Origin of the sequence: Buttiauxella massiliensis, assembly GCF_902500225.1 — a bacterium.
GTDB classification, from domain to species: Bacteria; Pseudomonadota; Gammaproteobacteria; order Enterobacterales; family Enterobacteriaceae; genus Buttiauxella; species Buttiauxella massiliensis.
The window spans coordinates 17,160-40,761 of sequence record NZ_LR722658.1 but is presented as its reverse complement, the minus strand read 5'-3'; the positions used below and the strand labels follow the sequence as shown (position 1 = coordinate 40,761).

Below are 23,602 nucleotides of genomic sequence, written 5' to 3'. Positions count from 1 at the left end.
ATTACAAGCCGGTAGATAAAATGACAGTCACCGAAACGCCCCAGACAGAAACGCAGCAGCAAACGACATCGATTCGTTTGCTGTTTTCCGCGCTGATGCTGGTCATGCTGCTTGCGGCACTCGACCAGACCATCGTGTCTACCGCCTTGCCGACGATCGTCAGCGAGTTAGGTGGGCTGGAAAAACTCTCCTGGGTGGTGACGGCTTATTTGCTCTCTTCAACAATTGTGGTGCCGCTATACGGTAAATTTGGCGACTTGCTTGGGCGAAAAATCGTTCTGCAAATCGCTATTGTGTTGTTTTTACTTGGCTCGGCATTGTGCGGCCTGGCGCAGAATATGACGCAGCTGATTCTAATGCGTGCGTTGCAGGGGCTGGGTGGCGGTGGCCTGATGGTCGTGACAATGGCGGCAGTGGGTGATGTCATCCCTCCGGCTGAGCGTGGGAAATATCAGGGCTTATTTGGTGGGGTGTTTGGGCTCGCTACGGTCATTGGCCCGTTGATTGGTGGGTTTCTGGTGGAGCATTTTTCCTGGCGCTGGATTTTTTACATCAACCTGCCGTTGGGTATTTTTGCACTACTGGTTATCGGTGCAGTGCTGAAGCCGCAAACTGCACGTATTCGCCACCAAATTGACTTCCTCGGTGCAGGTTATCTTGCGGCGTCGCTGACCTGTTTGATTCTGTTTACCAGCCAGGGCGGCACGGTAATGGCATGGTCCGATCCCCAATTGTGGTGCATATTTGCTTTCTTCGTGGTGACGCTTGGTGGCTTTATCTATGAAGAACAGCGGGCTTTTGAGCCAATCATTCCGCTCGGCCTGTTTCGCGACCGTACCTTCCTATTAAGTTGCCTGATTGGTTTTATCATCGGCATGTCGCTGTTTGGTTCGATGACTTTCCTGCCGCTCTATTTGCAGGTGGTGAAGTCTTCCACGCCAACGGAAGCGGGGATTCAGTTGCTACCGCTTATGGGGGGGCTAATGCTGACTTCGATTATCAGCGGGCGCATCATCAGCAAAATTGGGCGTTATCGTATCTTCCCCATTCTTGGCACTTTGGTGACGTTCATTGCCATGGCATTGCTCGGTACGCTGAAAATAGATACGTCGATTCACATTCTTTATCTCTATATCGCACTGCTGGGATTTGGCCTTGGGATGGTTATGCAGGTGCTGATACTGGCGGTACAAAATAGCGTTGAGCAGAAGCTGATTGGGGTTGCGACCTCCAGTACTACGCTGTTCCGCCAGATTGGCGGTTCGATAGGTGTCGCGGCTTTCGGTGCGATTTTTACTAACGTGCTGCAAAACAAACTTATTGAGCTGATCCCACCGGATGTCCAACTGCCACACCAACTGGGTGCGAAAGCGGTACATGAACTTCCGGCAGCTCTGCAGAATGACTATTTGCAGGCATTTGGTACGGCATTGCACTCGGTGTACATGATTTCGGCGTGTGTTGTAGTGCTCGCATTTTTGCTCTCATTGCTGATGAAAGATGTCCCGCTACGCAAATAATGTATGCTAATTATCAATAGATAAGTGTGTGGTCGAAGAGGGCAGCGATGGTCAAGGCGATAGATTTAAATAGTGATTTAGGCGAGAGTTTTGGCGCGTGGACGATGGGTGATGACGCCGCAATTCTGAAACTTGTCAGCAGTGCCAACGTTGCTTGCGGTTTCCATGCTGGTTCCCCGGTTGCACTGTTATCAACACTGCGAGAGGCCGCTCAGCAGGGCGTGGCAATTGGTGCGCACGTCTCCTATCCCGATTTAGTGGGGTTTGGTCGTCGTAATATGGACATTGCCCGTGATGAATTAATCGCTGATGTGATTTACCAGATTGGCGCACTGCAAGGCCTGGCGAAAGCGGCGGGCACCGAAGTGCGTTATGTAAAACCACATGGTGCGCTCTATAACACTATCGCCCAGGACGAGCGGCAGGCTTTGGCGGTCATCGACGCTATCCTTGCCATTGACCCTCGTTTACCGCTGGTGGGCCTCGCGGGTTCCCGTGTGCTGGATTTGGCACAGGAAAAAGGGCTGAGAACTATTGCTGAAGCCTTTGCCGACCGCACCTATCATGCTAATGGTACGCTGGTTTCTCGCCGTGAGGCTGGCTCCGTACTGCATGATGCGCAGCTCATCGCACAACGTATGCTGCAACTGATTAACGAAGGTGGCGTGACATCCATCGAAGGCCAGTTTACCCCAATCAAAGCCGACTCCATCTGTGTACATGGCGACAGCCCAGGCGCTATCGAAATGGCTCGTCAGATTCGTAACCTGCTGGAAGAGAAGGGCATTGCTATTCGAGCTTTCGCTGCCAGTTAATCAAAGCGCGACGGTGGCGCACCTTCAATGCGTTGACTAGACTTCAAAAAGTCGCAGTGAGCTTATTCTCGCGGCAGCCCCTTTCCTGCCGGATGAAAATAATGAAAACCGCACCCGCCGATAAATCTTCACCCGTTGTCGAAAAACCGTTCTGGCTGAACTTTGACTTTCAGGTGCGGCGCTATGGTTTTGTCCTGCTGTTGCTGATTGTTGTTGCCGCCTTGTGCGGGATATTTTCAAAGGGTTATCTGAGTGATTCTCACCTTTCCAATACCAATGGCACGCTTTCTCTTCATTATGAAAAATTCAATCGGCTGATGAGTGATGCTGACATGAAAATTGTTTCAGTCTCATCCCCTGGTGCTCACAATCGTATTATTTTTGGCGGTGATTTTATGGAGAGTTTTCGCGTTGATTCTCTGCAACCGCAGCCGGATAAAATGTACAGCCTCAATGGAGAAATGATCGTTGAATATGACAAACCTACAGCAGGTGCGCAGCAAACACTGTGGCTAAGTCTTACACCGATGAAAGCAGGCCTGATTAAAAGCACGATAGCGGTTGATGGCGGACCGGATATTACGTTCCGGCAAATTATCTATCCCTGAGGTGGCCAGACAATGGATATGGTATTAAGGGCACTCGCCATTTACTTGATATTGATGGTGGTTTTTAAGATTGCGGGCCGGCGTGCCTTGCTGCAAATGACCTCTTTTGACCTGATATTACTGCTCATTATTAGTGAGGCCACCCAACAGGCACTACTGGGAAATGATTTTTCAGTGACCGGAGCGATGATTACGATCGTCACTTTAATTGTGGTGGATATTCTGTTTGGCTTGATTAAAAAATATCTGCCGGGAGCGGATGATCTACTTGATGGAACGCCGGTTATTCTGGTGGAAAATGGCTACCTTTTTCAGGACAAAATGAAAAAAGCCGATATTTCCTGCGACGATATTTTGTTAATGGCGCGAGTTGATCACGGCATTACCCGGCTTGATGAAATTAAGTTTGCGATTCTGGAAACCAACGGCCATATCTCCATCGTCCCAGAATCCAAATAAAACTCCAGAACGGAGAAAGGCATCCCCGTTCTGTGGCCGCACTTTACAGCGTCCCGGTACCACCATCTGAACACCACACCTGGCCTGACGTAAAGCTCGACTCAGGCGAGGCCAGCGTCACATACATCCCGGCAATTTCCGCAGGCTGCCCCGGTCTGCCAAGCGGCGCGGACTCACCAAACTTTTCAATCTTCTCTTGTGGCTGTCCACCGCAACATTGCAAAACCGTCCAGTAAGGGCCGGGCGCGACTGCATTTACCCTGATGCCTTCTGGCCCAAGCTGTTTTGCCAGCGACTTAGTGAATGCCACGATGGCGGCTTTGGTTTGGGCGTAATCGAGCAGAATATCGCTGGGGAGATATGCCTGAACCGACGAGGTATTAATAATAGACGCACCGCGAGGCAGATAATCTAACGCGGCTTTAGTTATCCAGAACATGGCGTAAACATTGGTCTTGAACGTCGCGTCAAAGGCTTCTGTAGTGAGATCTTTAATCGACTCGCAATACTGTTGACGACCCGCATTGTTCACCAGCAGATCCAATCCCTCCAGTTCTTGCGCGGCCTGTTTCACCAGCTTCTGGCAAAACGACTCTTCACGAATATCTCCGGGAATGGCAACCGCTTTACGCCCGGCTGCGCGAATCAGTTCGATAACCTCTTTGGCATCTTCCTCTTCTTCAGGCAGATAGTTGATTGCAACATCCGCTCCTTCGCGCGCAAAGGCGATGGCCACCGCACGGCCAATCCCGGAATCGCCACCGGTTATCAGTGCCTTTTTCCCCGCCAGACGGCCGCTGCCTTTATAGGAGGTTTCGCCGTGATCGGGGCGCGGTGTCATTTTCCCGGCAATCCCCGGGAAAGGCTGTTTTTGATGGGGAAAGGGTGGCTTTGGGAATTTATCGGCGTGTGTCTCGTTACGGGTAGCGGGTATGTTTTTGTTATCACTCATACTTTTCTCCTGTTGGCATTTCAAACGCAGACAGTAAGCATAGGACAAACTCAGCAGGCTGGAGGGCAACCAGGATTTCCCCTGGCGTTAAATGTATTCATGAGTACGATTCATAATGGCTATCCGATTATCCAGGATTATCTTTTTGTGCGCAGTCGCTACTATAAGCGCCTCTCTTATTCGGGTACCAAATTCTATGATTGACTCTCAGGCGCGCGTGCAGACCGCAGCCAGTAAAACGGCCGGCCTCTCTTTCGTGATTATTCTTAGCGCGTTAATGGCGTTCACTTCTTTATCGACTGATATTTATTTGCCAGCCATGCCGTTAATGGCCCTGGACCTACACGGTAATGCGGAACTGACGATCACCGGGTTCTTAATGGGCTTTTGTGTCGCCCAGTTGATTTGGGGGCCGTTAAGCGATCACTTTGGCCGCCGCCTGCCGTTATTTATTGGTATGGCGCTGTTTATGATTGGCTCCGTAGGCTGCGCACTTTCCACCGATATTTCGCAAATAGTTTTCTGGCGCGTGTTCCAGGCTCTGGGCGCCTGCACCGGGCCGATGCTGGCGCGAGCGATGATCCGCGATTTGTTCAGCCGTACACGCGCTGCGCAAATGCTTTCTACATTAATGATAATTATGGCGATTGCACCCATTGCCGGGCCATTGCTCGGTGGGCAGATGATTAAAATCACCTCCTGGCACGCCATTTTTTGGCTGTTGGCGGTAATTGGTGGGTTGATGTTTGTTTCACTGTTCTGGTTGCCTGAAACATTGCCGCAAGAAAAGCGGGTAAAAGCCTCGTTACCCAGCGCATTTCGTAACTACTACGCGCTACTAACGAACACTACTTTCATGCGTTTTACCCTATGCCTGACCTTCTATTACGTCGCGGCCTATGCGTTTATTACCGGCTCGCCATTTGTCTATATCACTTACTTTGGCGTGGAGCCACAGCACTACGGCTGGCTATTTGCGTTGAACATTGTTGGGCTAATGGGCATGAGCGTGATAAATCGCCGTCTGGTGCAACACTATTCGCTCGAAGTGCTGCTGAAATTCGCAGTGGTGACTGCCGCCGTTGCCGCTTTGGTTCTGGCTGCTGCTGCGAAGCTGGAAATCGGTGGGTTGATTTTGATTGTGGCTGCGGTTTTTGTCTTCTTTTCAATGAACGGCATTATTGCGGCGACATCCACCGCTGCTGCACTCGACTCCGTACCTAACGTTGCCGGTTCAGCCTCAGCATTTATGGGTTCGCTGCAATACGGCAGCGGGATTATCTCTTCTTTGCTGCTGGCGCTGCTCAGTGATGGAACGCCGTGGACGATGGCCTGGATTATTGGCTTATTCACCGTGGCCAGTGCGGTAATGGCATTGAGCACGAGAAGCACCCAGTAAATATCAATACCTGGTGCTCCCTTCGGCGTTGAATAAATCATGCTGCAAACACGATGGATAATGCCATTTATTTGAGATGGCTAAGGTTTATAAAATATTATCAGCAACCGGGGATAATAAATTGCACGGTGTTGCTGAGTCAGTTTATTTATTAGAACCTGACTCAGCATATTTATCTCTACCAGATATAGCCGACGGCAAGGAGCCCATACAGCTCTCCGTTATGCTGAACGATTGGACTATCAGCGATATCTTTGTCATAAAATTCATAGTTGGCAGCAAACATTCCTAGCCATTTGGAATTGAAGCGATAGCTGGTAATTACTGCAGCCATTGGGGAGAAGGTAGTACCGGTATCCCATTTCGAGCGTTCAGGTGTTGCTTCGCTTTTCGAGACACCGCCGAAGTAATAGTTCGCCATCTTATCGCTGCGAATCATCATCCCCATGCCGGGCATAACCAACAAATTTCCCTTAATGATTGGAAAATCAGCCCACAGCAATAATTCCTGACCATTACTACGACCTGTTACATCTGAACTAATTCGCGCACTAAGCAGGGCGTAAGGGGTAATGATAGTTCCACCGACCCCAGCTTCTAACTCTGATTTTCGCTTATTCATCCCATCGAATGCATCTTCATCATCGGGGTCAAGGTTGCCAAAGCGGAACCTGCCATATGCATAAGCAGCTACTTTATCGTCCAGGTGAAAGTAGTAGCGCGCACGGTCGCCCAGATACATAAATTGTTCGCCAAAATAGACAGCGCCGGGGATGATATAAGTATCATTTTTCTGCGCCTCGTAACGTGGCGTGCCGCTAATGACAGCCCCGCCCAGGACCAGGCCTTTAGGGATGGGGCTGGTGACATTGTCCTTGGCGAATAAGTCTAAGGAGCCGAGATCAACTTCGGCTTTCGCGTATGTACTTAATAACAGCAGGGAGCAGAGTGCAGCAAAATGTCGGTCTGGTCTCATCGAGTTTCCCAAAAGTGGTGAGCGCGTGGGTATTCTCATTCTTGCCAAAATTTCTGTCCCGTTCGAATCTTTGCAGATGATTTCATTATGTAAATGATGGGGCTGCTGTCGTACGGGCTTCTTGCAAAGTTTAGTTCACCGGCAAGAGAGAGAATGAAATTATTTATACTGTAATCAAGGTTATGAGGTAGGTGTTGAAATAATCATCAATATTGGCAGTGAACGAAGCAATTTTAAATCAGATAATTACAGTATGAATATCCTATTGGTTATATTTTTGTAGGTTTTATAACTGCTGTTTAATTTATTGCCTACGATAAGTCTGGGTGATTTTGATTTGAAATGTAGAATAATGGACATTATTTGTTTGGTGATAATATCTTAACATCACGGATACAAATATATAATATCACTGTTTGTTATTTATGCAGTTAGAGCGATTTTGCATAATAAACGCCATGATTATTCAAAAGTGGATGTTTTGTTTTTTATTTTAATAGACCTGCATATGAATCAGCCTGATTTCTTTCTGGGAAATGAATTTTTTATTATTTGAGATGTTCCTCACTATATTTTTTAGTGTAAGTTATTATGTAGCTGGTTGTAGCGCGTATTTTATACAGAACTCATTGTAAATAATAAGTTAACACTAATATTTTAATTATAGAACGATGTTCATTTTTAGACAAAGTGAAACGTCGAAGTTCTTATTTTGTTGCATCTATACCCAAAATAGTTCGAGTTGTAGGAAGGCGGCGACGCAGTGACAAATTCGTTGGGAACGAATTTGACCAGCCAAAGGCTGGCCTCCAGTGAGAGGCAGGAGTCTCTCATTAATTCCCGGAAGCTTACTCAAGTAAGTGACTGGGGTGAGCGAGTATTGCCAACGCACATGCAACTTGAAGTATGACGGGTATATGTAATATCAATACTCAGGGGCAAGTGGTTTGCACAATATTCTCGGTATCGTCAAAGTAGTCATTGGACAGGTTTTTGCTATTGCTGTTGATGGAACGCAGCGTGAATTGCATGAAGGGGATCGAATCTTCGCTGGAGAAGAAATCGTAACCGGTGCTAACGGCGCATTAACGGTGAACTTATCCGATGGTCATACAATGGATATGGGGCGTAATAGCCACTGGAGTGATCAAAGCGGCGTAACTGCCGCAGCTAACACTGAGCACGCGACTGATGATGTTGTGGCACTCCAGCAGGCAATTACAGAGGGTGTTGACCCGACTAAAGCACTGGAAGCAACTGCTGCTGGTAATGAAGAGCCAATCGAAGCCGGTACTGGCGGCGGCGGGCATTTCATTGAGCGAGTGGAGCTGACTGGCGAAGTGGTTGACGCTACTTCAGGTTTTCCAACCAGCGGATTAGATTCTCCGGTACTGGCTCACAACGAATTTGATACATACACTGCGCCAACTCATTCCTCCCTGGGTGTAAATACCGCTCCCATCATAGCTGAAGCTGTTGTTTCGATAGTTACTACACCTGAAAGGCCGCACACCGACGCGCCACCCGTTAACGTAACTCCACCGGTAGACGTGACCCCGCCGGTAGATGTGACCCCACCGGTCGATGTGACTCCACCGGTCGATGTGATCCCACCGGTCGATGTGACTCCGCCGGTCGATGTGACTCCGCCGGTAGACGTGACTCCGCCGGTCGATGTGACTCCACCAGTAGACGTGACCCCGCCGGTAGACGTGACTCCGCCGGTAGACGTGACTCCGCCGGTAGACGTGACTCCGCCGGTCGATGTGACTCCACCGGTCGATGTGACCCCGCCGGTCGATGTGACTCCGCCGGTCGATGTGATCCCACCGGTCGATGTGACTCCGCCGGTAGACGTGATCCCGCCGGTCGATGTGACTCCGCCGGTCGATGTGATCCCACCGGTCGATGTGATCCCACCGGTCGATGTGACTCCACCGGTCGATGTGACTCCACCGGTCGATGTGACTCCACCAGTAGACGTGACCCCGCCGGTCGATGTGACTCCGCCGGTCGAAGTGACCCCGCCGGTTGACGTAACTCCACCGGTAGACGTGACTCCACCGGTTGATGTGATCCCACCAGTAGATGTGACTCCGCCGGTCGATGTGATCCCACCGGTCGATGTGACGCCACCAGTAGACGTGATCCCACCGGTCGATGTGACTCCACCGGTCGATGTGACTCCACCGGTAGACGTGACCCCGCCGGTCGATGTGACTCCGCCGGTCGATGTGACTCCACCGGTCGATGTGACTCCACCAGTAGACGTGACCCCGCCGGTCGATGTGACTCCGTCGGTCGATGTGACCCCGCCGGTCGATGTGACCCCGCCGGTCGATGTGATCCCACCGGTCGATGTGACTCCACCGGTCGATGTGATCCCACCGGTCGATGTGACCCCGCCGGTTGACGTAATTCCACCGGTAGAAGTGACCCCGCCGGTTGACGTAACTCCACCGGTAGACGTGACTCCACCGGTTGATGTGATCCCACCAGTAGATGTGACTCCACCGAATCAGAAAGGTGAAGTTAGGATCACCATCGATTCTGTCGAGACTGAATCTGTGCCGCAGACGGGTGAACCGCACGACACGATCACCCGTATTAATGGTGGCAGTGGAGCACCAGATGGTTTTGATGTTCAGGACGGGAAAATTGTCAGCATTGGTTCAAATGTGCGTATCTATTTGAGCGAGGGGGATGTCGAGCCGCAGTGTGCCGATCCTGTACACCAGATCCAGCATTACAACGACGGTAACCAGAACGGAGATGGGCATTATTCCGATATCTTTGTCGTGCATCCAGGCAGCCAATATAGGCAGGGAGATGGCACATTCCACGCACTGAACGCCATAAACGGTAATACGCAGGCTGAGCAGGGCGGGCATAAAGATTACGTCTTCGTGCAGGATGGCAAAGATACTGATTACCACGTCGAAAACGGTACCAATAACAATTCACAAACCAATGTGAATACGCAGGAAAGTGTTTCGATTACCGGCTCTGATGGTCAGGGGCACACTCTGGATCTTCATGGGATAAACCATATCGAAGGGGTGATTCTCGGCGATGGTACTGTTCATACGCAAAATGTGGGGAGTACATCGGTTGAAACCGATACACCAGCAGAGAAACCAACTGAGCAGCATTCCATTGTCACCGGCACAGTAACGGGCGACGTAGATTTGGGTGACATTGTTAAGCTGACCATCAACGACCATCACTATAAAGGCGTCGTCGTTGACCTGGGTGATGGGCACAAGGGCTACCATATTGATGTCGATCCCGCAGACCTGAAAACGGGGGAGTCCATTCACGTCAGCATCACTGTTAAAGATGAGACAGGGCACTACACCACCGCGACGGCCGATCATGATGTCAGTGATGATCAGCTCCCTGGCGCGCCTTCCAGTGATGCTCCTGCCGCCGCCGAGCCTGAGACTCATACTCCTGAACCACACAGCCAAATTACCCATATCAATGGTGGCAGTGAAACAGCTGATGGCTTCGATGTTCAGGATGGGAAAATTGTCAGCATTGGTTCAAATGTGCATGTCTGGTTGAGTGAAGGCGATTCCGAGCCGAAGTGTGCCGACCCCAAAACTCAGATAAACCATTACAAAGACGGTAACGTTAATGGTGATGGTAGCCATGCTGATGTATTCGTCGTGCATGACGGCAGCGGCTACACACGGGATGGCAACCACCAGGGCCTGAACGGGATCAACGGCACGACACAGTCAGTCGACGGTGGGCACAAAGACTACGTCTTCTTGCAGGATGGAAAAGAGTCCGATTTCGAATTCTCATTCAGCAGTAATAACAATGCGCAGACCAATGTGAACACGCTGGATAATGTAACGGTGACGGGCAATGGAGGGCAGGGGCTGCATCTACAGGGCATGAACCATCTTGAAGGGGTGATCTACGGTGATGGCACTGTCCATACACCAAACGAGGGTCGTACATTGATATCTCATTCCGATGCTCCGGTACCTGAAGCTGAGCATTCGTTACTTCCAGCCGCACCTCCTGCACCGTTGGCCGAAGAAAACGCTGTTCACGCTGTTGTTGAACATCACACTGAACAGTCCCATTCGCTTAATAACTTGCTGGAAAATAGTGATGATCTTTTCCTTCCTGCACCAGCTTCATCAGCGGATAGCGCCTCGCACCAATCCGGCAGTCCCGATCTGGTGGCTGAGAAGGGTCAACATGTTGACGACCGCATAAACCTGAGTGATTTGGCTCATGAACTTGAGCATGGCTCGGATATTACCAGCTTGATTAAAGGCACTGAGCAATCGGGTAATGAACCGACGATTATCGATCCTAAAGCGCATGCGGCTCCAGTAATGGTGTCTGAGTCTGCGGGAATGGACAGTATGCAGCACTCATCGTTTGATCATTTATTACATAAACCAGAACACCAGTATTAACGGTTAACACTGGTAATGAATAAGAGCCTGACCGCGAAAGTGAGCAGGCTCTTTTTTTGCAGCCCGCTATGTCATGTTTAAGAAAATGCCATTAAATTAGAATAAAAATCAGCAGGATAACCTGGTTTTTCTTATGAATTTGGGGTCGCTACGAACCCCTTTAACCTTGCTAAGGAGTCAGCATGCCACTGCATTTACGCCGTTTAGCTTTAATTCCTCTGTTTGTTCTTACTGCCTGTAATAGCCACAACACCACCGTTCCCCCAACCAGCACGCTTTCTGCCGCCGGATACCACCATCAGCAGCTGGTTGTTGATAACACGACGCTTGAAATCTCGCGCAGTGCGCTGGAATACAACGTACAAAAAGTACAAAAACTGCTGGGTAATAAATCGACCATGTGCGCCATTTTGAAAGGGGATGCCTACGGGCACGATCTGTCGCTGGTCACGCCGGTTATGCTGGCAAACAACGTGCAATGCATCGGCGTTGCCAGCAACGAAGAACTTAAAACGGTTCGTGATCTTGGCTTCAAAGGCCGCTTGCTGCGCGTGAGAAATGCGACCGAAGACGAGATGCGTCAGGCAACGGACTATGACACTGAAGAGTTAATCGGCAACCTGGATATGGCAAAACGTCTCGATGCGATTGCTCAACAACAGGGGAAAACGCTGCGTATTCATCTGGCGCTGAACTCCGGTGGCATGTCGCGTAACGGGCTGGAAGTCAGCAATCAGGAAGGGCTAAACGATGCGAAAGCTATCTCTGAACTGAGCCACTTGAAAATCGTCGGCATCATGTCGCATTACCCGGAAGAAGATGCGGCGGCAGTGCGCAAAGACCTCGCACGTTTTAAAGTTCAGTCGCAGCAGGTACTGGATATCACAGGCCTGAAACGTGAAGACGTAACAATGCATGTTGCTAACAGCTTTGCGACGCTGACAGTACCTGAATCCTGGCTCGATATGGTGCGTGTTGGCGGTGTGTTTTACGGCGATACCATTGCCAGCAATGATTACAAACGCGTAATGACGTTGAAATCCTCTATCGCCTCGGTGAACCGCTATCCGAAAGGCAACACTGTGGGTTACGACCGCACCTACACCCTAAAACGTAACTCTGTGCTGGCCAATATTCCGGTGGGTTATGCCGATGGCTATCGCCGCGTGTTCAGCAATGCGGGGCACGTACTAATTCGTGGCCAGCGTGTACCCATTCTTGGCAAAACATCGATGAATACCGTGGTAGTAGATGTGACCGATTTGAAAGGTGTTGCGCCTGGGGATGAAGTTGTTCTGTTTGGTAAGCAGGGGAATGGAGAGATTACCGCGACTGAAGTAGAAGATATCAGTGGTGCATTGTTTACCGAAATGTCGATTCTCTGGGGTGCTACGAACAAGCGCGTACTGGTTGATTGATATTCTTAGCCCAGCTCTAAGCTGGGCTTTTTCTATTAGCATCTCTTATTTTTATTGCCGCGAACTTAGAGCGTTGTAGTAAATCGTTGCATGACTTTACCAACAGATATCATTGATTCGGCATTTTGCTGGATCTAATGCCATATGCTTTGACGGTATCGCTGCATTTTTCCTGACCAGTGTGATGTCAGTTTGCACCGGCACATCATGGGGTTCGGCGGGCACGGTTGATTGCGGATGTACCTCGCCTGCTTAATCGCGGTAGCCTGTTCTCAATGATGAGTACAATCTTGCTGGTGTTCTGTGCTTTCTCTTTTGCTGGTGCACTGACACTGACAGGTGCACTGACTATCATTATCAACCACTTGCTCACCGTTATTCATAGCGTAGGTCAACTGATTGCGGCCACTATCGGCACGACTATTCTGGTTACGGCTGCTACCAGCAACGGCAAACTGGCGCTGCTGGTTCCGGCCGAGCTTTATCAGGATGCGTATCGCCGCATGGGTTTAGATACTAAAAATCTTTCCCGCACCATTGAAGATGCGGGAACTGTGATTGAGCCTCTTATTCCATGGACCGCAGCGGGCGTCTATATGGCGACAACACTGGGCGTAAGTACTCTGGATTTCTTCCCCTGGGCAGTACAGTGTTACTCCGCTATTTTCTTTGCTTTGATTTATGGTTTTACCGGGTTTGGAATCGCTAAAGCACCGATTAAAGTCACTACACCAATGGAGAATTCAAAGCAGGAGGCTACATCATGAAAAACAATTTTGACCAGGTGATTAATCGCCATGCTACGGGTTCAGTGAAATGGGATTTCATCGATCGTTATCAGAATATGCAAACTGACAATTTACTCCCAATGTGGGTTTCGGATTATGATTTTGCCTGCCCATCAAATGTGTTGGAGGCGCTTCATCGGCGTGTTGATCATGGTGTCTTTGGTTACAGCGAGCGTGATGAAAAATACTACACGGCGCTGACCAACTGGTTTGAGCGTCGCCATCAGCTCCTGATTCGCCCTGAATGGGTTTGCAGTATTGAAGGAGTAGTGCCGGGCCTTTCACTGTTGGTACAAATGCTAAGCCAGGTGGGTGATAGCGTTGTGGTTCAGGGGCCTTACTACGGTTCATTTGCCAAAATTATCAAGCTTAACCAGCGCAACCTTGTTGAGAATCCGCTGCAAGAAGATCCAGATGCGGGATATGTGATGGATCTTGAGCAGTTAGAGGAATTGTTTAGCAAATACCGCCCGCCACTGTTCATTCTGTGTAACCCGCATAACCCTACCGGGCGTTGCTGGAGCAAAGATGAGTTAACCAAACTTTTGACGCTATGTGAAAAATACGATGTGACGGTGCTTTCAGACGAAATCTGGGCTGATCTCCTGCTGCCAGGCTCAACGTTTACCTCTGTTTTGCATCTTGAGTCTCGCTGGCATTCAAGGGTAATTGCTGCCACATCAGCAAGTAAAACCTTTGGACTCTCATCGCTGCGGATCTCTAACTTCCTTATTCCCGATGCAGATTTAAAGGGGAGATTTATCGAGCGTTTAAATGCTCACGGTCTGGACGTATTCAATGCGCTTTCGATGGAAGCGGCTACTGCGGCATATAATGGTGCCGAACACTGGCTGGACGAATTGCTTGGTTATCTCGCGGCAAATCGTGATTGGTTTGTGTCGCAGGTAGAGAACTATATGCCGTGGTTACGTGTTATTCCGGCACAAGGTACCTATTTGATATGGATAGATTGCCGCGCATTGGGCTTGAACGATGATGAGTTAAAGAACGTGATGACTGAGATAGCCGGTATTGCTCCTTCTATGGGGAGTGGTTTTGGCCCATCAGGCTCGGGCTTTATTCGTCTGAATCTCGGTTGCCCGCGCAGTTATCTTGAGCAAGCCATTAAAGGGCTGCTGCGTATTGGCGCGCAGTAGCTTCAAACATAATAATACGCCCCTCAGACAGCCTTGGCTGAGGGGCGTATTTCAAAGGGACGCTGGAAACTTTCCCTACCACATCAAATCATCAGGCACGACAAAGTCAGCATACGGGTCTTCTTCGTCTTGAGCTTCCTGGCTCAGCGTACTGTTTAATACGATATAGCTCGCATCACGCTGCGCAATTTTATCGGCAACACTTGCTGGGATAATCGCGTATTCACCTTCAGGATTTTTATCTGTCATCAAACGAGCAATAGCGAGACGGCCATTGGTTAATTGAGTCTGAGTAACCTTATCCACATAGATTTTTTTAATTAAATTGTTATCTGTGAAGTTATAGCCAATATCGCCTTTTGAAATAACAATTCTATTCATTTCAATCAGCTGTTTAATTTGAGCTTTATATTCTTTAGATAAAGCAGCTTGCTTTTGTTGTTCAACCAGCTCTTTATCACGTTCAATTTGCGCCTTTTTATTCTCTTCTACAGCCTCGCGTGCCTCACGAGCCTGAACTCGTGATTTTTTGGCCGTTCTCTGAACTTTGGCCATTTTTTTGCTGCTGACTAAGCCAGCTTTCAGCATCTGCTCTTGTAATGTGAGTTTTGTCATGTTCGTGGTCTAAAAGATTCAAATAGTACCAGGGATTATACCTTGAATTTCCGAGTGTAGTGGATCGGTAATTCAGGACACCTCGAAATCCTGTTAATGTTAAAACAGTGAACATGAGGTGATGCATGATCAAAACTCGTCGGACTAAACGCACATTTTCCCCGGAGTTCAAACTCGAAGCTATCGAACAGGTTGTTAAATACCAGCGAGATGCACGGGAAGTTGCTCAGGCGCTCGAACTCAACCCTGACCATTTGCGCAAATGGATACGGCTTTATAAGCAGGAACTTCTGGGTATTGAGCCCGCCGGCAATGCTATTACTCCTGAACAGCGCGAAATTCAGCAGCTTAAAGCGCAGATAAAACGTCTTGAGATGGAAAAAGAAATACTAAAGCAGGCTGCCGTGCTGATGAGCGAAGCCCCTGGAAAGTTATCGCGCTAATCACACGGCTGAAAGCAAAGTGGCCTGTGCAGGTTCTTTGTCATTTATTCGGTATTCACCGTAGCGTTTATTACGCGCAGGCGAAGCATCCGGTTAATGTGCAAAGAATTGCATTACGAAGTCGGGTGAGAGCATTGCATGCTCTCAGTCGTGGTGCTGCAGGGAGTCGGGCAATCAGCCAGATGTTACGCCAGAGTGGCGTTGATGCAGGCAGGTGGCTGGCGCGACGACTGATGCAGGAGTGCGGGCTGACCAGTCGCCAGCCTGTTAAACATCGCTACCGAATAAATGAAGACAACAGTCCGGCATTGCCAAACTTATTGAACCGGCAGTTTAACCCCGCCGCACCAAACCGCGTCTGGTGTGGTGATATCAGCTTTATTCGCCTGCAGGACAGGTGGTGCTATCTCGCGCTTGTTGTTGATTTATATTCACGCCGGATTATTGGCTCAGCCCTCTCATTAACCGCTGATGCTGATTTGGTATGCAGGGCGTTGCGTAATGCCCTGGAAACACGACCGCGTAATGAACGTCTTCTGTTTCATTCAGATCAAGGGGTTCAATATAAAAGCAATAAATACAGAAAGTTACTCTGGCGCTATGGGGTAATGCAAAGTATGAGTCGCAGAGGGAATTGTCTGGATAATTCACCGATGGAAAGAGTCTTTCGCAGCCTTAAAAGTGAATGGTTACCGAAAGGTGGTTATGGTGATTTTAGTCATGCAGTACGCGATATAAACCAGTGGATAAATGGTTATTACAACGTTTACCGTCCTCATACGAACAATGGTGGATTATCGCCTTGCCTGCATGAATAAAAGTGGAAGCAGGTTATTCCGGTGTCCTGATTTTGTGATCCACTACACTTTTGTCACCGACACAGAGAACATGACCCGAAGAGTATTGCTTTCTTCTCACAACAACGAAATAAGAAAGCTTCACCTCTTCTTTCCTGCATTCTTTTTGACATTTGTCTCAATATGACAAGTTCATACCCACAAATAGCCTCTTTGATACGATGAGCAACCATTGAATACGAAAAAGCATTCACAAAATGAATAATAGAAATGTTTTGTATCGAAAACCTACATTTATTTATATTCAAATTTAAACATTCAAGTAACTTACATTCGTCCTATATATAAGACTATTCTTGTAATATATTTGCATACTTAGAATCACAAAGCCCCACCTCAAGCTGCTCTCTTAAAAACATTGATTCAGATCAACAAAAGATCATCCATATAACATGGCACTACCATTTTATTCACATTTGGTGGATTTCGCTCTCCTGTATGTTAAAAGCAGTCAACAAACCCCACTTTAACAGCATGTGCAGAGTTCTTTCTTGTTTGTCTATAGAGGAAAATTCTTAATAAATTTCTAATGGCAGATCATTTATCTGTAAAGTTGATCTAAGTTAGACATTTACTCTATCATCGCTTTGTTAAGAAATTCGTGGAATTCATCACTACAGTTCAAGCACAAAGGGAATGATATGGCTGAGTCGACCTTCCAAAGCGAGATACCAAAAGCACGTGTAAACATCCGACTTGACCTGCATACAGGCTCTGCTCAGAAGAAAGTTGAACTCCCCCTGAAGCTGCTGGCTGTCGGGGATTTTAGTAATGGTAAAGAAGATCTCCCTCTCTCTGAGCGAAGTAAAATCAATGTTAATAAAAACAACTTTAATAGCGTCCTTTCTGAGTTAAATCCCGAATTAAAATATTCAGTCCCAAATACACTTTCTGATGATGGTTCGGAAGAAAACGTCAGTCTTAGTTTCCAGGAAATGAAAGACTTCGAGCCTGAACAGGTTGCCCGGCAGATACCGCAGCTCCGCGCCATGCTTGCCATGCGTAATTTACTTCGCGATCTGAAATCTAATCTTCTCGACAATATTACTTTCCGAAAAGAGCTAGAGAAAATTCTTATCGACCCGGCTCTGACGCAGGAATTACGCGACGAATTAAGTGCCCTTGCTCCTGAATAAAACAGGGTGAGTCTTTTAATGGATTAACAGAGAGAATGCTGATGTCCGTAAATACCGAAACACATTCAGTACAAGGGCAAACTACTGTACTGGAAAAAACTCCGCATAATAGCGTTTACGCTTCACTGTTTGAAAAAATCAATCTGACTCCCGTTAAAAACCTGGGTGATATCACCGATTATCAGGACACCAGCATTATGGCTGAAGCGTCTGCTGATGAGCGAGTGACTGCTGGGATTCAGGTTTTCATGCAGGTGATTACTCAGTCAGGCCAGAAAGTCGAAAAGCTCGATAAAAATTTACTGGATCAGCACATTGCCGAACTGGACCGTCAGATCAGTCGCCAACTTGATGAAGTCATGCACCACCCGGAGTTTCAGCGCGTAGAAGGATTGTGGCGGGGGCTTAAGCATACTGTTGACCGCACTGATTTCCGCCAGAATGTGAAGGTGGAAATTTTGGACGTCTCGAAAGAAGACCTCCGCCAGGATTTTGAAGACTCCCCGGAAATTATTCAGAGCGGTCTTTACTATCACACATATACGATGGAATACGATCAGCCTGGCGGCGAGCCGATTGCCGCTATCATTTCTTCGTATGAATTCGACGCGTCTTCACAGGATGTTGCGCTGCTGCGTAATATCTCGAAAGTCTCCGCCGCTGCTCACATGCCGTTTATCGGTTCGGTCGGGCCTAAGTTCTTCCATAAAAATTCGATGGAGGAAGTGGCCGCGATTAAAGACATCGGTAACTACTTCGACCGTGCTGAATACATCAAATGGAAATCCTTCCGTGATTCAGAAGACTCCCGCTATATCGGCCTGACCATGCCGCGTGTGCTGGGCCGTCTGCCGTACGGCCCTGATACCGTGCCGGTGCGCAGCTTCAACTATGTTGAGGAAGTGAAGGGACCAGACCACGAAAAATACCTGTGGACCAACGCGTCATTTGCGTTTGCTGCCAACATGGTAAAAAGCTTTATCAATAACGGCTGGTGCGTCCAGATCCGTGGGCCACAGGCGGGTGGTGCGGTGCAGGATTTGCCTATCCATCTGTATGACCTGGGCACCGGCAATCAGGTGAAAATCCCGTCTGAGGTGATGATCCCCGAGACCCGTGAATTTGAATTCGCGAATCTGGGTTTCATCCCATTGTCCTATTACAAAAACCGCGACTACGCCTGCTTCTTCTCGGCTAACTCATCGCAGAAACCGGCGTTGTTTGATACAGCTGACGCGACGGCCAACAGTCGTATCAATGCCCGTCTGCCATACATCTTCCTGCTGTCACGCATCGCCCACTATCTGAAGCTTATCCAGCGTGAAAATATCGGCACCACTAAAGACCGTCGCCTGCTGGAGCTGGAGCTCAATACCTGGGTGCGCGGCCTGGTGACTGAAATGACCGATCCGGGCGATGACCTTCAGGCATCACACCCGTTGCGTGACGCGAAAGTGACGGTGGAAGATATCGAAGACAACCCGGGCTTCTTCCGCGTGAAACTCTTTGCGGTGCCGCATTTCCAGGTGGAAGGCATGGACATCAATTTGTCGCTGGTTTCCCAGATGCCAAAAGCAAAAGCCTAAGGTGGTCGCAGGGATGAAAATTTATCGTCCACTGTGGAACGAGGGGGCATTGCTGTCCCCTCAGCAGTTCCAGCAGCAGGCAGAATGGGAATCGTTTCGCAGTGCCGGGGTAGCGGCTCTGGCGTCTCCCTTCCCGTATGGCATAGAGAAAGTCGAGTTTGATGACAATCTGCTTTCATCGGGACTGATCCAGATTTCACAGCTGCGGTTGTGGCTGGAAGATGGTTCTCTTATTGACACTCAATGCAGTGAGTTACCCCCCGTACCTCGTGAACTCGATCCCGCACAACTTGTGGGTGCTGATGTGGTCACGGTCGTCATCGCGCTGCCGTTGATGCAGTCAGGTGCTACCAATGTTCAGCAGGAAAGCGTACTTTCCGACAGACCGCTTCGCTACCGTGAAGAATGGGTGACGGTTCAGGATGCCTTCGGTGCTGAAGAAGAGTCGATGGCCGTGGCCCGTTTCAATTATTCCATCCGTTTTGCTCATGAAAGTAATGAGTCCTGGAAAACCTGTCCGGTCGCCCGACTTATCCGGGACGGACAGGGTGGATGGCGTCAGGACCCGGCGTTTATCCCACCGCTGGCGCTGTTCTCCGCAAGCCCGACCCTTCGTGAACGTCTGGTATTGCTCAATCGCCAGCTTCGCTCCCGCCGCCAGCGTCTGATGTCCATGCGTCGTGAGAGCAACGAGCGACTGGCTGATTTTGCGGTCGCTGACGTATCGTTGTTCTGGCTCCTGAATGCCCTGAATTCCCATGCCCGGGTGCTGACAGAGTATGAACGTTTCCCGGCCCGTCATCCCGAGCAGGTCTGGGCTGAGCTTGCACGACTGGCTGGCAGCATGCTGACTTTTTCTCTGGAGCACGACCTGGATGCCATTCCTGGTTATGACCACGCAGAGCCGGTCAACGCATTCCCGCCTCTGTTTGAGCTCATCACCGGCCTGCTGGAAGCCAGTCTTCCTTCAAGAGTCATTGCGCTCGAAATGTCCCGGCCTGATGACCAGACCTGGAAAGCCAGCCTGCATGATATTCGTTTACGTGAAGAAGCCGACCTGTATCTGTCTGTCCGTTCCGATATTCCCGCGTGGCAGATTGCTGATCGCTTCCCGGCACTTTGCCAGGCAGGGTCACCTGATGACGTGAATGAAATTTACAGTGCTGCTCTGAAAGGGATTCCGCTTATCCCGGTTAGTCGAGTGCCTGCGGCATTGCCTGTGAGAATGGAAAACCAGTACTTCGCGCTTGATATGGAAAGTGCTGCGGCCCGTGAGATGCAGGAGCAGGGTGTATGCATGTTCTATGTGCCTGCATTGCTCGGGAAACTGGAGCTTGAACTCTTTGCGGTGCTGCGCTCATGAGACAGGACATCGATATCGACCAGCTGATGGCGGAAACCTGGCTGACCGTCACCATGCTGAAGAAGGGTGCGGTCACTCCCGATGGCACAGCGCTGTATGAAAAGTGCATCCGGCAGGTGGAAAGCGTTCGTGAAGCCCTGGAACGTGCCGGGTATGACGAGGCCAGCATTGACCATATCTCCTATGCCCAGTGTGCCCTGCTGGATGAAGCAGTAATGGCGAGAAAACCTGATAAACCTGAAGAGGGAGAAGAAATCACCCTTGATGCCGGTCAGATAGCCTGGCGTAAAGCACCGCTTCAGGCCCGTTTTTTTGGCTCGCTACGTGCTGGAGAAGCGTTATGGGATCGCATTGCCGAAGTCCTTCGCCAGCCAGCACCCATTAGCGCGGTTCTGATCTGCTATCACCGGGTTATTGCACTGGGTTTTCAGGGACTATACAGCCTGAAGGCCGTGAGCCAGACGCAGCGTGATGAAGTGATCAAAGCCCTGACTGAACGTGTTCCTCAGCCTGACGCGGGCTTGTCTCTGGTGGTTCACCGGACCGGTAAACATCGCTACAGTCTGATGCGCTCAGTCTGGTTCTGGATTGTGCTGGCGGTCATATTGACTGGCGTTGTCTGGTGGGGTGGGCATCTGTGGCTTCAGGCGCTGTTGTCTGCGCACATTCCGGAGCTGCCACGTTAATGCGTAAATCAGTCATCGTCCCGGTTGTCTTACATACCCTGGTAGGGTCTGCGGTGTTGCTGTGGCTACTCTGGTATTTCATTCCCGTTAGTCACGTCTCTAAAAGCCTGGCTACGGTGATACTTTTCATTGTTGCTGGCTGGATTGTCTGGAAAAACTGCCGATTTCGCGCACCGCAGGCTGATGGTTCAGAAGCATCAGTAGAATTGCCATTACTTGATACACAAGGACCAGTCGTACTGGTATGTGGTGATGGTCTTGACGAGATATTTCAGGGGCAACAACTCAGAAAAACCGCTCAGGGCTGGTGGTATAGGGCGGGAGATGTCAGCCGGTTAACGGATATTGTGCGCAGCATTCTGGTGCAGCAACCCCGTCAGGCTGGACAGCTTTCCGTGATGTATGCCTGTCTGCCGGACCAGCATCAGGATGAGGCTGTCTTACGCTCGGCACTGAAGACACTCCGTCAGCAGGTCAGACAGATGAAAGCGCTGACCGGATTTTCGCTGCCGGTGGTGGTGTGTTGTGAGCTCTCAGGGCCAGCCACACCCTGGGTGATCGTGCGCGGAGACAGTCCGGTCGTGTGTCCGCCTGATGCATCCCCTCAGGCACTCGTTGACTGGCAGCAGATGGAAAATAATCTGATGGTACTGCCGGTTCTCAGCCAGGCATTCGTGTTTATTCGGGAAACCTTGCTGGATGAACTGGAGAAAGCAGATCGGTTGACGCCCCCCGTCCGCCCATTTGCCGTGACCCTGCGCTCTGGTGCCGCCAGGCCGGAGCCCCAGTCTGTCTGGTCACAGTGGCTGTATCTGCGTTCCTGTTTGCAGTTCCCTTCTGTGGTCGTCGTCAATGACGCTGCCAGCCGCTTTCCCGATGCGGTTCTGCCGTTGCTGGCTCCGTTTGCTTCCTCGATACAGGGAGGTCAGCGTACCCGCCGTGTTGTCCTGTTGATGTGGCTGTGTTCACTTGCCGCTCTGGGCTTTTCTGCGACGAATAACCGGGATCTGATCCGCCAGGTGAGTACCGATTTACAGCGCTGGTCCGCCATTCCGATGAATCATTACGTCCCGAAAGCACAGTCACTTGCAGCGCTGAAACAGGATGCACTCCTGCTTGAACGCTGGCAGCGGCAGGGTGAACCGCTGCGTTACAGTCTGGGCTATTACCCGGGGCAACGCCTGTGGCTGGCACTGCAACAGGCGATTGATACGTATGTTCCTCCCCCGGCTCCGAAACCGAAGCCTGTTCCAACAATTGTCCGTCTCGACAGCATGTCGCTGTTTGATTCCGGCAAAGCGTTACTTAAAGACGGCTCGACCAAAATCCTCGTCAATGCGCTGGTGGGCATCAAAGCCAAACCAGGCTGGCTGATTGTCGTCAGTGGACATACGGACAATACAGGCAGCGTGTCGCTTAACCAGAGTCTGTCACTGCAACGAGCCGAATCCGTTCGCAACTGGATGCGGGACACCGGTGATGTACCGGAAAGTTGTTTTGCGGTGCAGGGCTACGGCGACAACCGTCCGATTGCTTCAAACGATACGCCTGATGGCCGTGCGCATAACCGGCGTGTCGAGATCAGTCTGGTGCCACAGGCCGATGCCTGTCGCATACCGGGCGAAAAACCAGCGTCACCGGATGTACGTGACGTTTCAACTCAAGAAATGGAGAAGTAAAACATGGCAATTCCAGTCTATCTGTGGCTGAAAGATGACGGCGGCGCGGACATTAAAGGTTTTGTTGATGTTAAAGACCGTGAAGGCAGCATCGAAGTGGTTGCTCAGGAACACAACCTGTATATCCCGACCGACAATAACACCGGCAAACTGACGGGCACCCGTATCCACACTCCGTTCCTGTTTACCAAAGAGATCGACTCATCCAGCCCGTATCTGTACAAGGCGGTGACCACCGGCCAGACCCTGAAATCGGCTGAATTCAAGTGGTACAAAATCAATGACGCAGGCCAGGAAGTTGAATATTTCAACACCAAACTGGAAAACGTCAAGCTGGTGAAAGTTGCGCCAGAAATGTACGACATCAAAGATCCGGCGAAAGAGAAACATAACCACCTGGAGCGCATTGAACTGCGCTACGAAAAAATCACCTGGACCTACAAAGACGGCAACATCATTCATTCCGATTCGTGGAACGAACGTACCACCGCGTAATTACCCGTCATTCTTCGCACCGCAGGTGCGTTGGCTACGTTCGCTCACCCCAGTCGCATAGTTATCTATGCTACCGGGGATTCCCGAACTTGCCGCCTTCCTGCAGCACGAATTATTTAGGGTAATGTCCGATGCGGATGGGGCTACCTGTCCGCAGTTTTTGCTAAGCGCCTGCGAGCGGGTGCTCAGCAAAGCCACAATCTGCCTG

At 49.9% G+C, this 23,602-nt stretch carries 18 protein-coding genes and 1 pseudogene; 16 read left to right on the top strand and 3 right to left on the bottom strand.

Going from position 1 to position 23,602, the window contains the following annotated elements; translation table 11 throughout:
* The first annotated feature begins 20 nt into the window (after positions 1-20).
* The 4 genes from GC128_RS16145 to GC128_RS16130 all read left to right on the top strand — a co-directional run bounded on the left by GC128_RS16145 (position 21) and on the right by GC128_RS16130 (position 3,402).
* Entirely contained in the window at positions 21-1,520 is a 1,500-nt protein-coding gene (locus GC128_RS16145) for an MDR family MFS transporter (RefSeq protein WP_151995178.1), read from the top strand.
* 47 nt (positions 1,521-1,567) lie between these two features.
* The gene (locus tag GC128_RS16140) at positions 1,568-2,335 is read left to right on the top strand and encodes a LamB/YcsF family protein (RefSeq protein WP_151995177.1); all 768 of its coding nucleotides are present in this window, start codon (positions 1,568-1,570) and stop codon (positions 2,333-2,335) included.
* Between the two features lie 101 nt (positions 2,336-2,436).
* Positions 2,437-2,943 carry a hypothetical protein gene (locus tag GC128_RS16135; protein ID WP_151995176.1) on the top strand — a complete coding sequence of 169 codons (507 nt, stop codon included), beginning with the start codon at positions 2,437-2,439 and terminating at the stop codon, positions 2,941-2,943.
* A 12-nt stretch (positions 2,944-2,955) separates the two neighbouring features.
* Positions 2,956-3,402, top strand: coding sequence for a DUF421 domain-containing protein (locus GC128_RS16130; RefSeq protein WP_151995175.1), 447 nt, complete (start codon positions 2,956-2,958; stop codon positions 3,400-3,402).
* A gap of 43 nt (positions 3,403-3,445) precedes the next feature.
* Here GC128_RS16130 and GC128_RS16125 read toward each other — a convergent pair whose 3' ends face one another.
* Positions 3,446-4,354 carry an SDR family oxidoreductase gene (locus GC128_RS16125; protein ID WP_151995174.1) on the bottom strand — a complete coding sequence of 303 codons (909 nt, stop codon included), beginning with the start codon at positions 4,352-4,354 and terminating at the stop codon, positions 3,446-3,448.
* A 196-nt stretch (positions 4,355-4,550) separates the two neighbouring features.
* Between GC128_RS16125 and GC128_RS16120 the strand changes: the two genes are divergently transcribed.
* On the top strand, positions 4,551-5,753 hold the full coding sequence (locus GC128_RS16120; protein ID WP_151995173.1) for a multidrug effflux MFS transporter: 1,203 nt from the start codon (positions 4,551-4,553) through the stop codon (positions 5,751-5,753).
* A gap of 178 nt (positions 5,754-5,931) precedes the next feature.
* On the opposite strand, the gene GC128_RS16115 is transcribed toward GC128_RS16120, so the two are convergent.
* Entirely contained in the window at positions 5,932-6,729 is a 798-nt protein-coding gene (locus GC128_RS16115; RefSeq protein WP_193216273.1) for a MipA/OmpV family protein, read from the bottom strand.
* Positions 6,730-7,676: 947 nt separating this feature from the next.
* Here GC128_RS16115 and GC128_RS16110 point away from each other — a divergent pair.
* The 4 genes and pseudogenes from GC128_RS16110 to GC128_RS16095 all read left to right on the top strand — a co-directional run bounded on the left by GC128_RS16110 (position 7,677) and on the right by GC128_RS16095 (position 14,534).
* Positions 7,677-11,171, top strand: a complete 3,495-nt coding sequence (locus GC128_RS16110; RefSeq protein WP_151995172.1) for a retention module-containing protein — start codon at positions 7,677-7,679, stop codon at positions 11,169-11,171.
* A 182-nt stretch (positions 11,172-11,353) separates the two neighbouring features.
* Positions 11,354-12,589, top strand: a complete 1,236-nt coding sequence (gene alr / locus GC128_RS16105; protein ID WP_151995171.1) for an alanine racemase — start codon at positions 11,354-11,356, stop codon at positions 12,587-12,589.
* 227 nt (positions 12,590-12,816) lie between these two features.
* Positions 12,817-13,356 (top strand): annotated as a pseudogene (locus tag GC128_RS16100) (Na+/H+ antiporter NhaC family protein); the annotation flags it as partial.
* Positions 13,353-14,534, top strand: a complete 1,182-nt coding sequence (locus tag GC128_RS16095) for a MalY/PatB family protein (RefSeq protein ID WP_151995170.1) — start codon at positions 13,353-13,355, stop codon at positions 14,532-14,534. The pseudogene GC128_RS16100 and the gene GC128_RS16095, both read left to right, overlap by 4 nt.
* A gap of 75 nt (positions 14,535-14,609) precedes the next feature.
* On the opposite strand, the gene GC128_RS16090 is transcribed toward GC128_RS16095, so the two are convergent.
* A complete protein-coding gene (locus tag GC128_RS16090) occupies positions 14,610-15,149 on the bottom strand; it encodes a DUF2058 domain-containing protein (RefSeq protein WP_064512831.1) in 540 nt (179 codons plus the stop codon).
* Between the two features lie 125 nt (positions 15,150-15,274).
* On the opposite strand from GC128_RS16090, the gene GC128_RS16085 reads away from it, so the two are divergent.
* The 7 genes from GC128_RS16085 (at position 15,275) to GC128_RS16050 (ending at position 23,394) form a co-directional block, all read left to right on the top strand.
* Positions 15,275-16,410 (top strand): IS3 family transposase gene (locus GC128_RS16085; protein ID WP_151995169.1). Its coding sequence is split into 2 segments (ribosomal slippage): positions 15,275-15,539 and positions 15,539-16,410, totalling 1,137 coding nucleotides; the frame shifts between segments, so codons are not numbered across the junction.
* Positions 16,411-17,090: 680 nt separating this feature from the next.
* Positions 17,091-17,585 carry a type VI secretion system contractile sheath small subunit gene (tssB, locus tag GC128_RS16075; RefSeq protein ID WP_151995167.1) on the top strand — a complete coding sequence of 165 codons (495 nt, stop codon included), beginning with the start codon at positions 17,091-17,093 and terminating at the stop codon, positions 17,583-17,585.
* Between the two features lie 35 nt (positions 17,586-17,620).
* Positions 17,621-19,171, top strand: coding sequence for a type VI secretion system contractile sheath large subunit (gene tssC, locus GC128_RS16070; RefSeq protein WP_193216272.1), 1,551 nt, complete (start codon positions 17,621-17,623; stop codon positions 19,169-19,171).
* A 13-nt stretch (positions 19,172-19,184) separates the two neighbouring features.
* Positions 19,185-20,534 (top strand): type VI secretion system baseplate subunit TssK, encoded by a 1,350-nt coding sequence (gene tssK, locus GC128_RS16065; protein ID WP_151995165.1) that lies wholly within the window; start codon positions 19,185-19,187, stop codon positions 20,532-20,534.
* Positions 20,531-21,220: a type VI secretion system protein TssL, short form gene (tssL, locus tag GC128_RS16060; protein WP_115631984.1), complete on the top strand. Its 690-nt coding sequence runs from the start codon at positions 20,531-20,533 to the stop codon at positions 21,218-21,220. Before tssK ends, tssL begins: the two co-directional genes overlap by 4 nt.
* Positions 21,220-22,899: an OmpA family protein gene (locus GC128_RS16055; protein WP_151995164.1), complete on the top strand. Its 1,680-nt coding sequence runs from the start codon at positions 21,220-21,222 to the stop codon at positions 22,897-22,899. Before tssL ends, GC128_RS16055 begins: the two co-directional genes overlap by 1 nt.
* 3 nt (positions 22,900-22,902) lie before the next feature.
* Positions 22,903-23,394, top strand: a complete 492-nt coding sequence (locus GC128_RS16050; RefSeq protein ID WP_151995163.1) for an Hcp family type VI secretion system effector — start codon at positions 22,903-22,905, stop codon at positions 23,392-23,394.
* The last annotated feature ends 208 nt before the right edge of the window (positions 23,395-23,602 follow it).

Coding starts and splice junctions, on each gene's coding strand:
- alr (WP_151995171.1), top strand. CDS start 11,354: ATGCCACTGCATTTACGCCGTTTAGCTTTAATTCCTCTGTTTGTTCTT.
- GC128_RS16115 (WP_193216273.1), bottom strand. CDS start 6,729: ATGAGACCAGACCGACATTTTGCTGCACTCTGCTCCCTGCTGTTATTA.
- GC128_RS16050 (WP_151995163.1), top strand. CDS start 22,903: ATGGCAATTCCAGTCTATCTGTGGCTGAAAGATGACGGCGGCGCGGAC.
- GC128_RS16135 (WP_151995176.1), top strand. CDS start 2,437: ATGAAAACCGCACCCGCCGATAAATCTTCACCCGTTGTCGAAAAACCG.
- GC128_RS16120 (WP_151995173.1), top strand. CDS start 4,551: ATGATTGACTCTCAGGCGCGCGTGCAGACCGCAGCCAGTAAAACGGCC.
- GC128_RS16125 (WP_151995174.1), bottom strand. CDS start 4,354: ATGAGTGATAACAAAAACATACCCGCTACCCGTAACGAGACACACGCC.
- GC128_RS16130 (WP_151995175.1), top strand. CDS start 2,956: ATGGATATGGTATTAAGGGCACTCGCCATTTACTTGATATTGATGGTG.
- tssC (WP_193216272.1), top strand. CDS start 17,621: ATGCTGATGTCCGTAAATACCGAAACACATTCAGTACAAGGGCAAACT.
- tssL (WP_115631984.1), top strand. CDS start 20,531: ATGAGACAGGACATCGATATCGACCAGCTGATGGCGGAAACCTGGCTG.
- tssB (WP_151995167.1), top strand. CDS start 17,091: ATGGCTGAGTCGACCTTCCAAAGCGAGATACCAAAAGCACGTGTAAAC.
- GC128_RS16145 (WP_151995178.1), top strand. CDS start 21: ATGACAGTCACCGAAACGCCCCAGACAGAAACGCAGCAGCAAACGACA.
- GC128_RS16090 (WP_064512831.1), bottom strand. CDS start 15,149: ATGACAAAACTCACATTACAAGAGCAGATGCTGAAAGCTGGCTTAGTC.
- GC128_RS16140 (WP_151995177.1), top strand. CDS start 1,568: ATGGTCAAGGCGATAGATTTAAATAGTGATTTAGGCGAGAGTTTTGGC.
- GC128_RS16095 (WP_151995170.1), top strand. CDS start 13,353: ATGAAAAACAATTTTGACCAGGTGATTAATCGCCATGCTACGGGTTCA.
- tssK (WP_151995165.1), top strand. CDS start 19,185: ATGAAAATTTATCGTCCACTGTGGAACGAGGGGGCATTGCTGTCCCCT.
- GC128_RS16055 (WP_151995164.1), top strand. CDS start 21,220: ATGCGTAAATCAGTCATCGTCCCGGTTGTCTTACATACCCTGGTAGGG.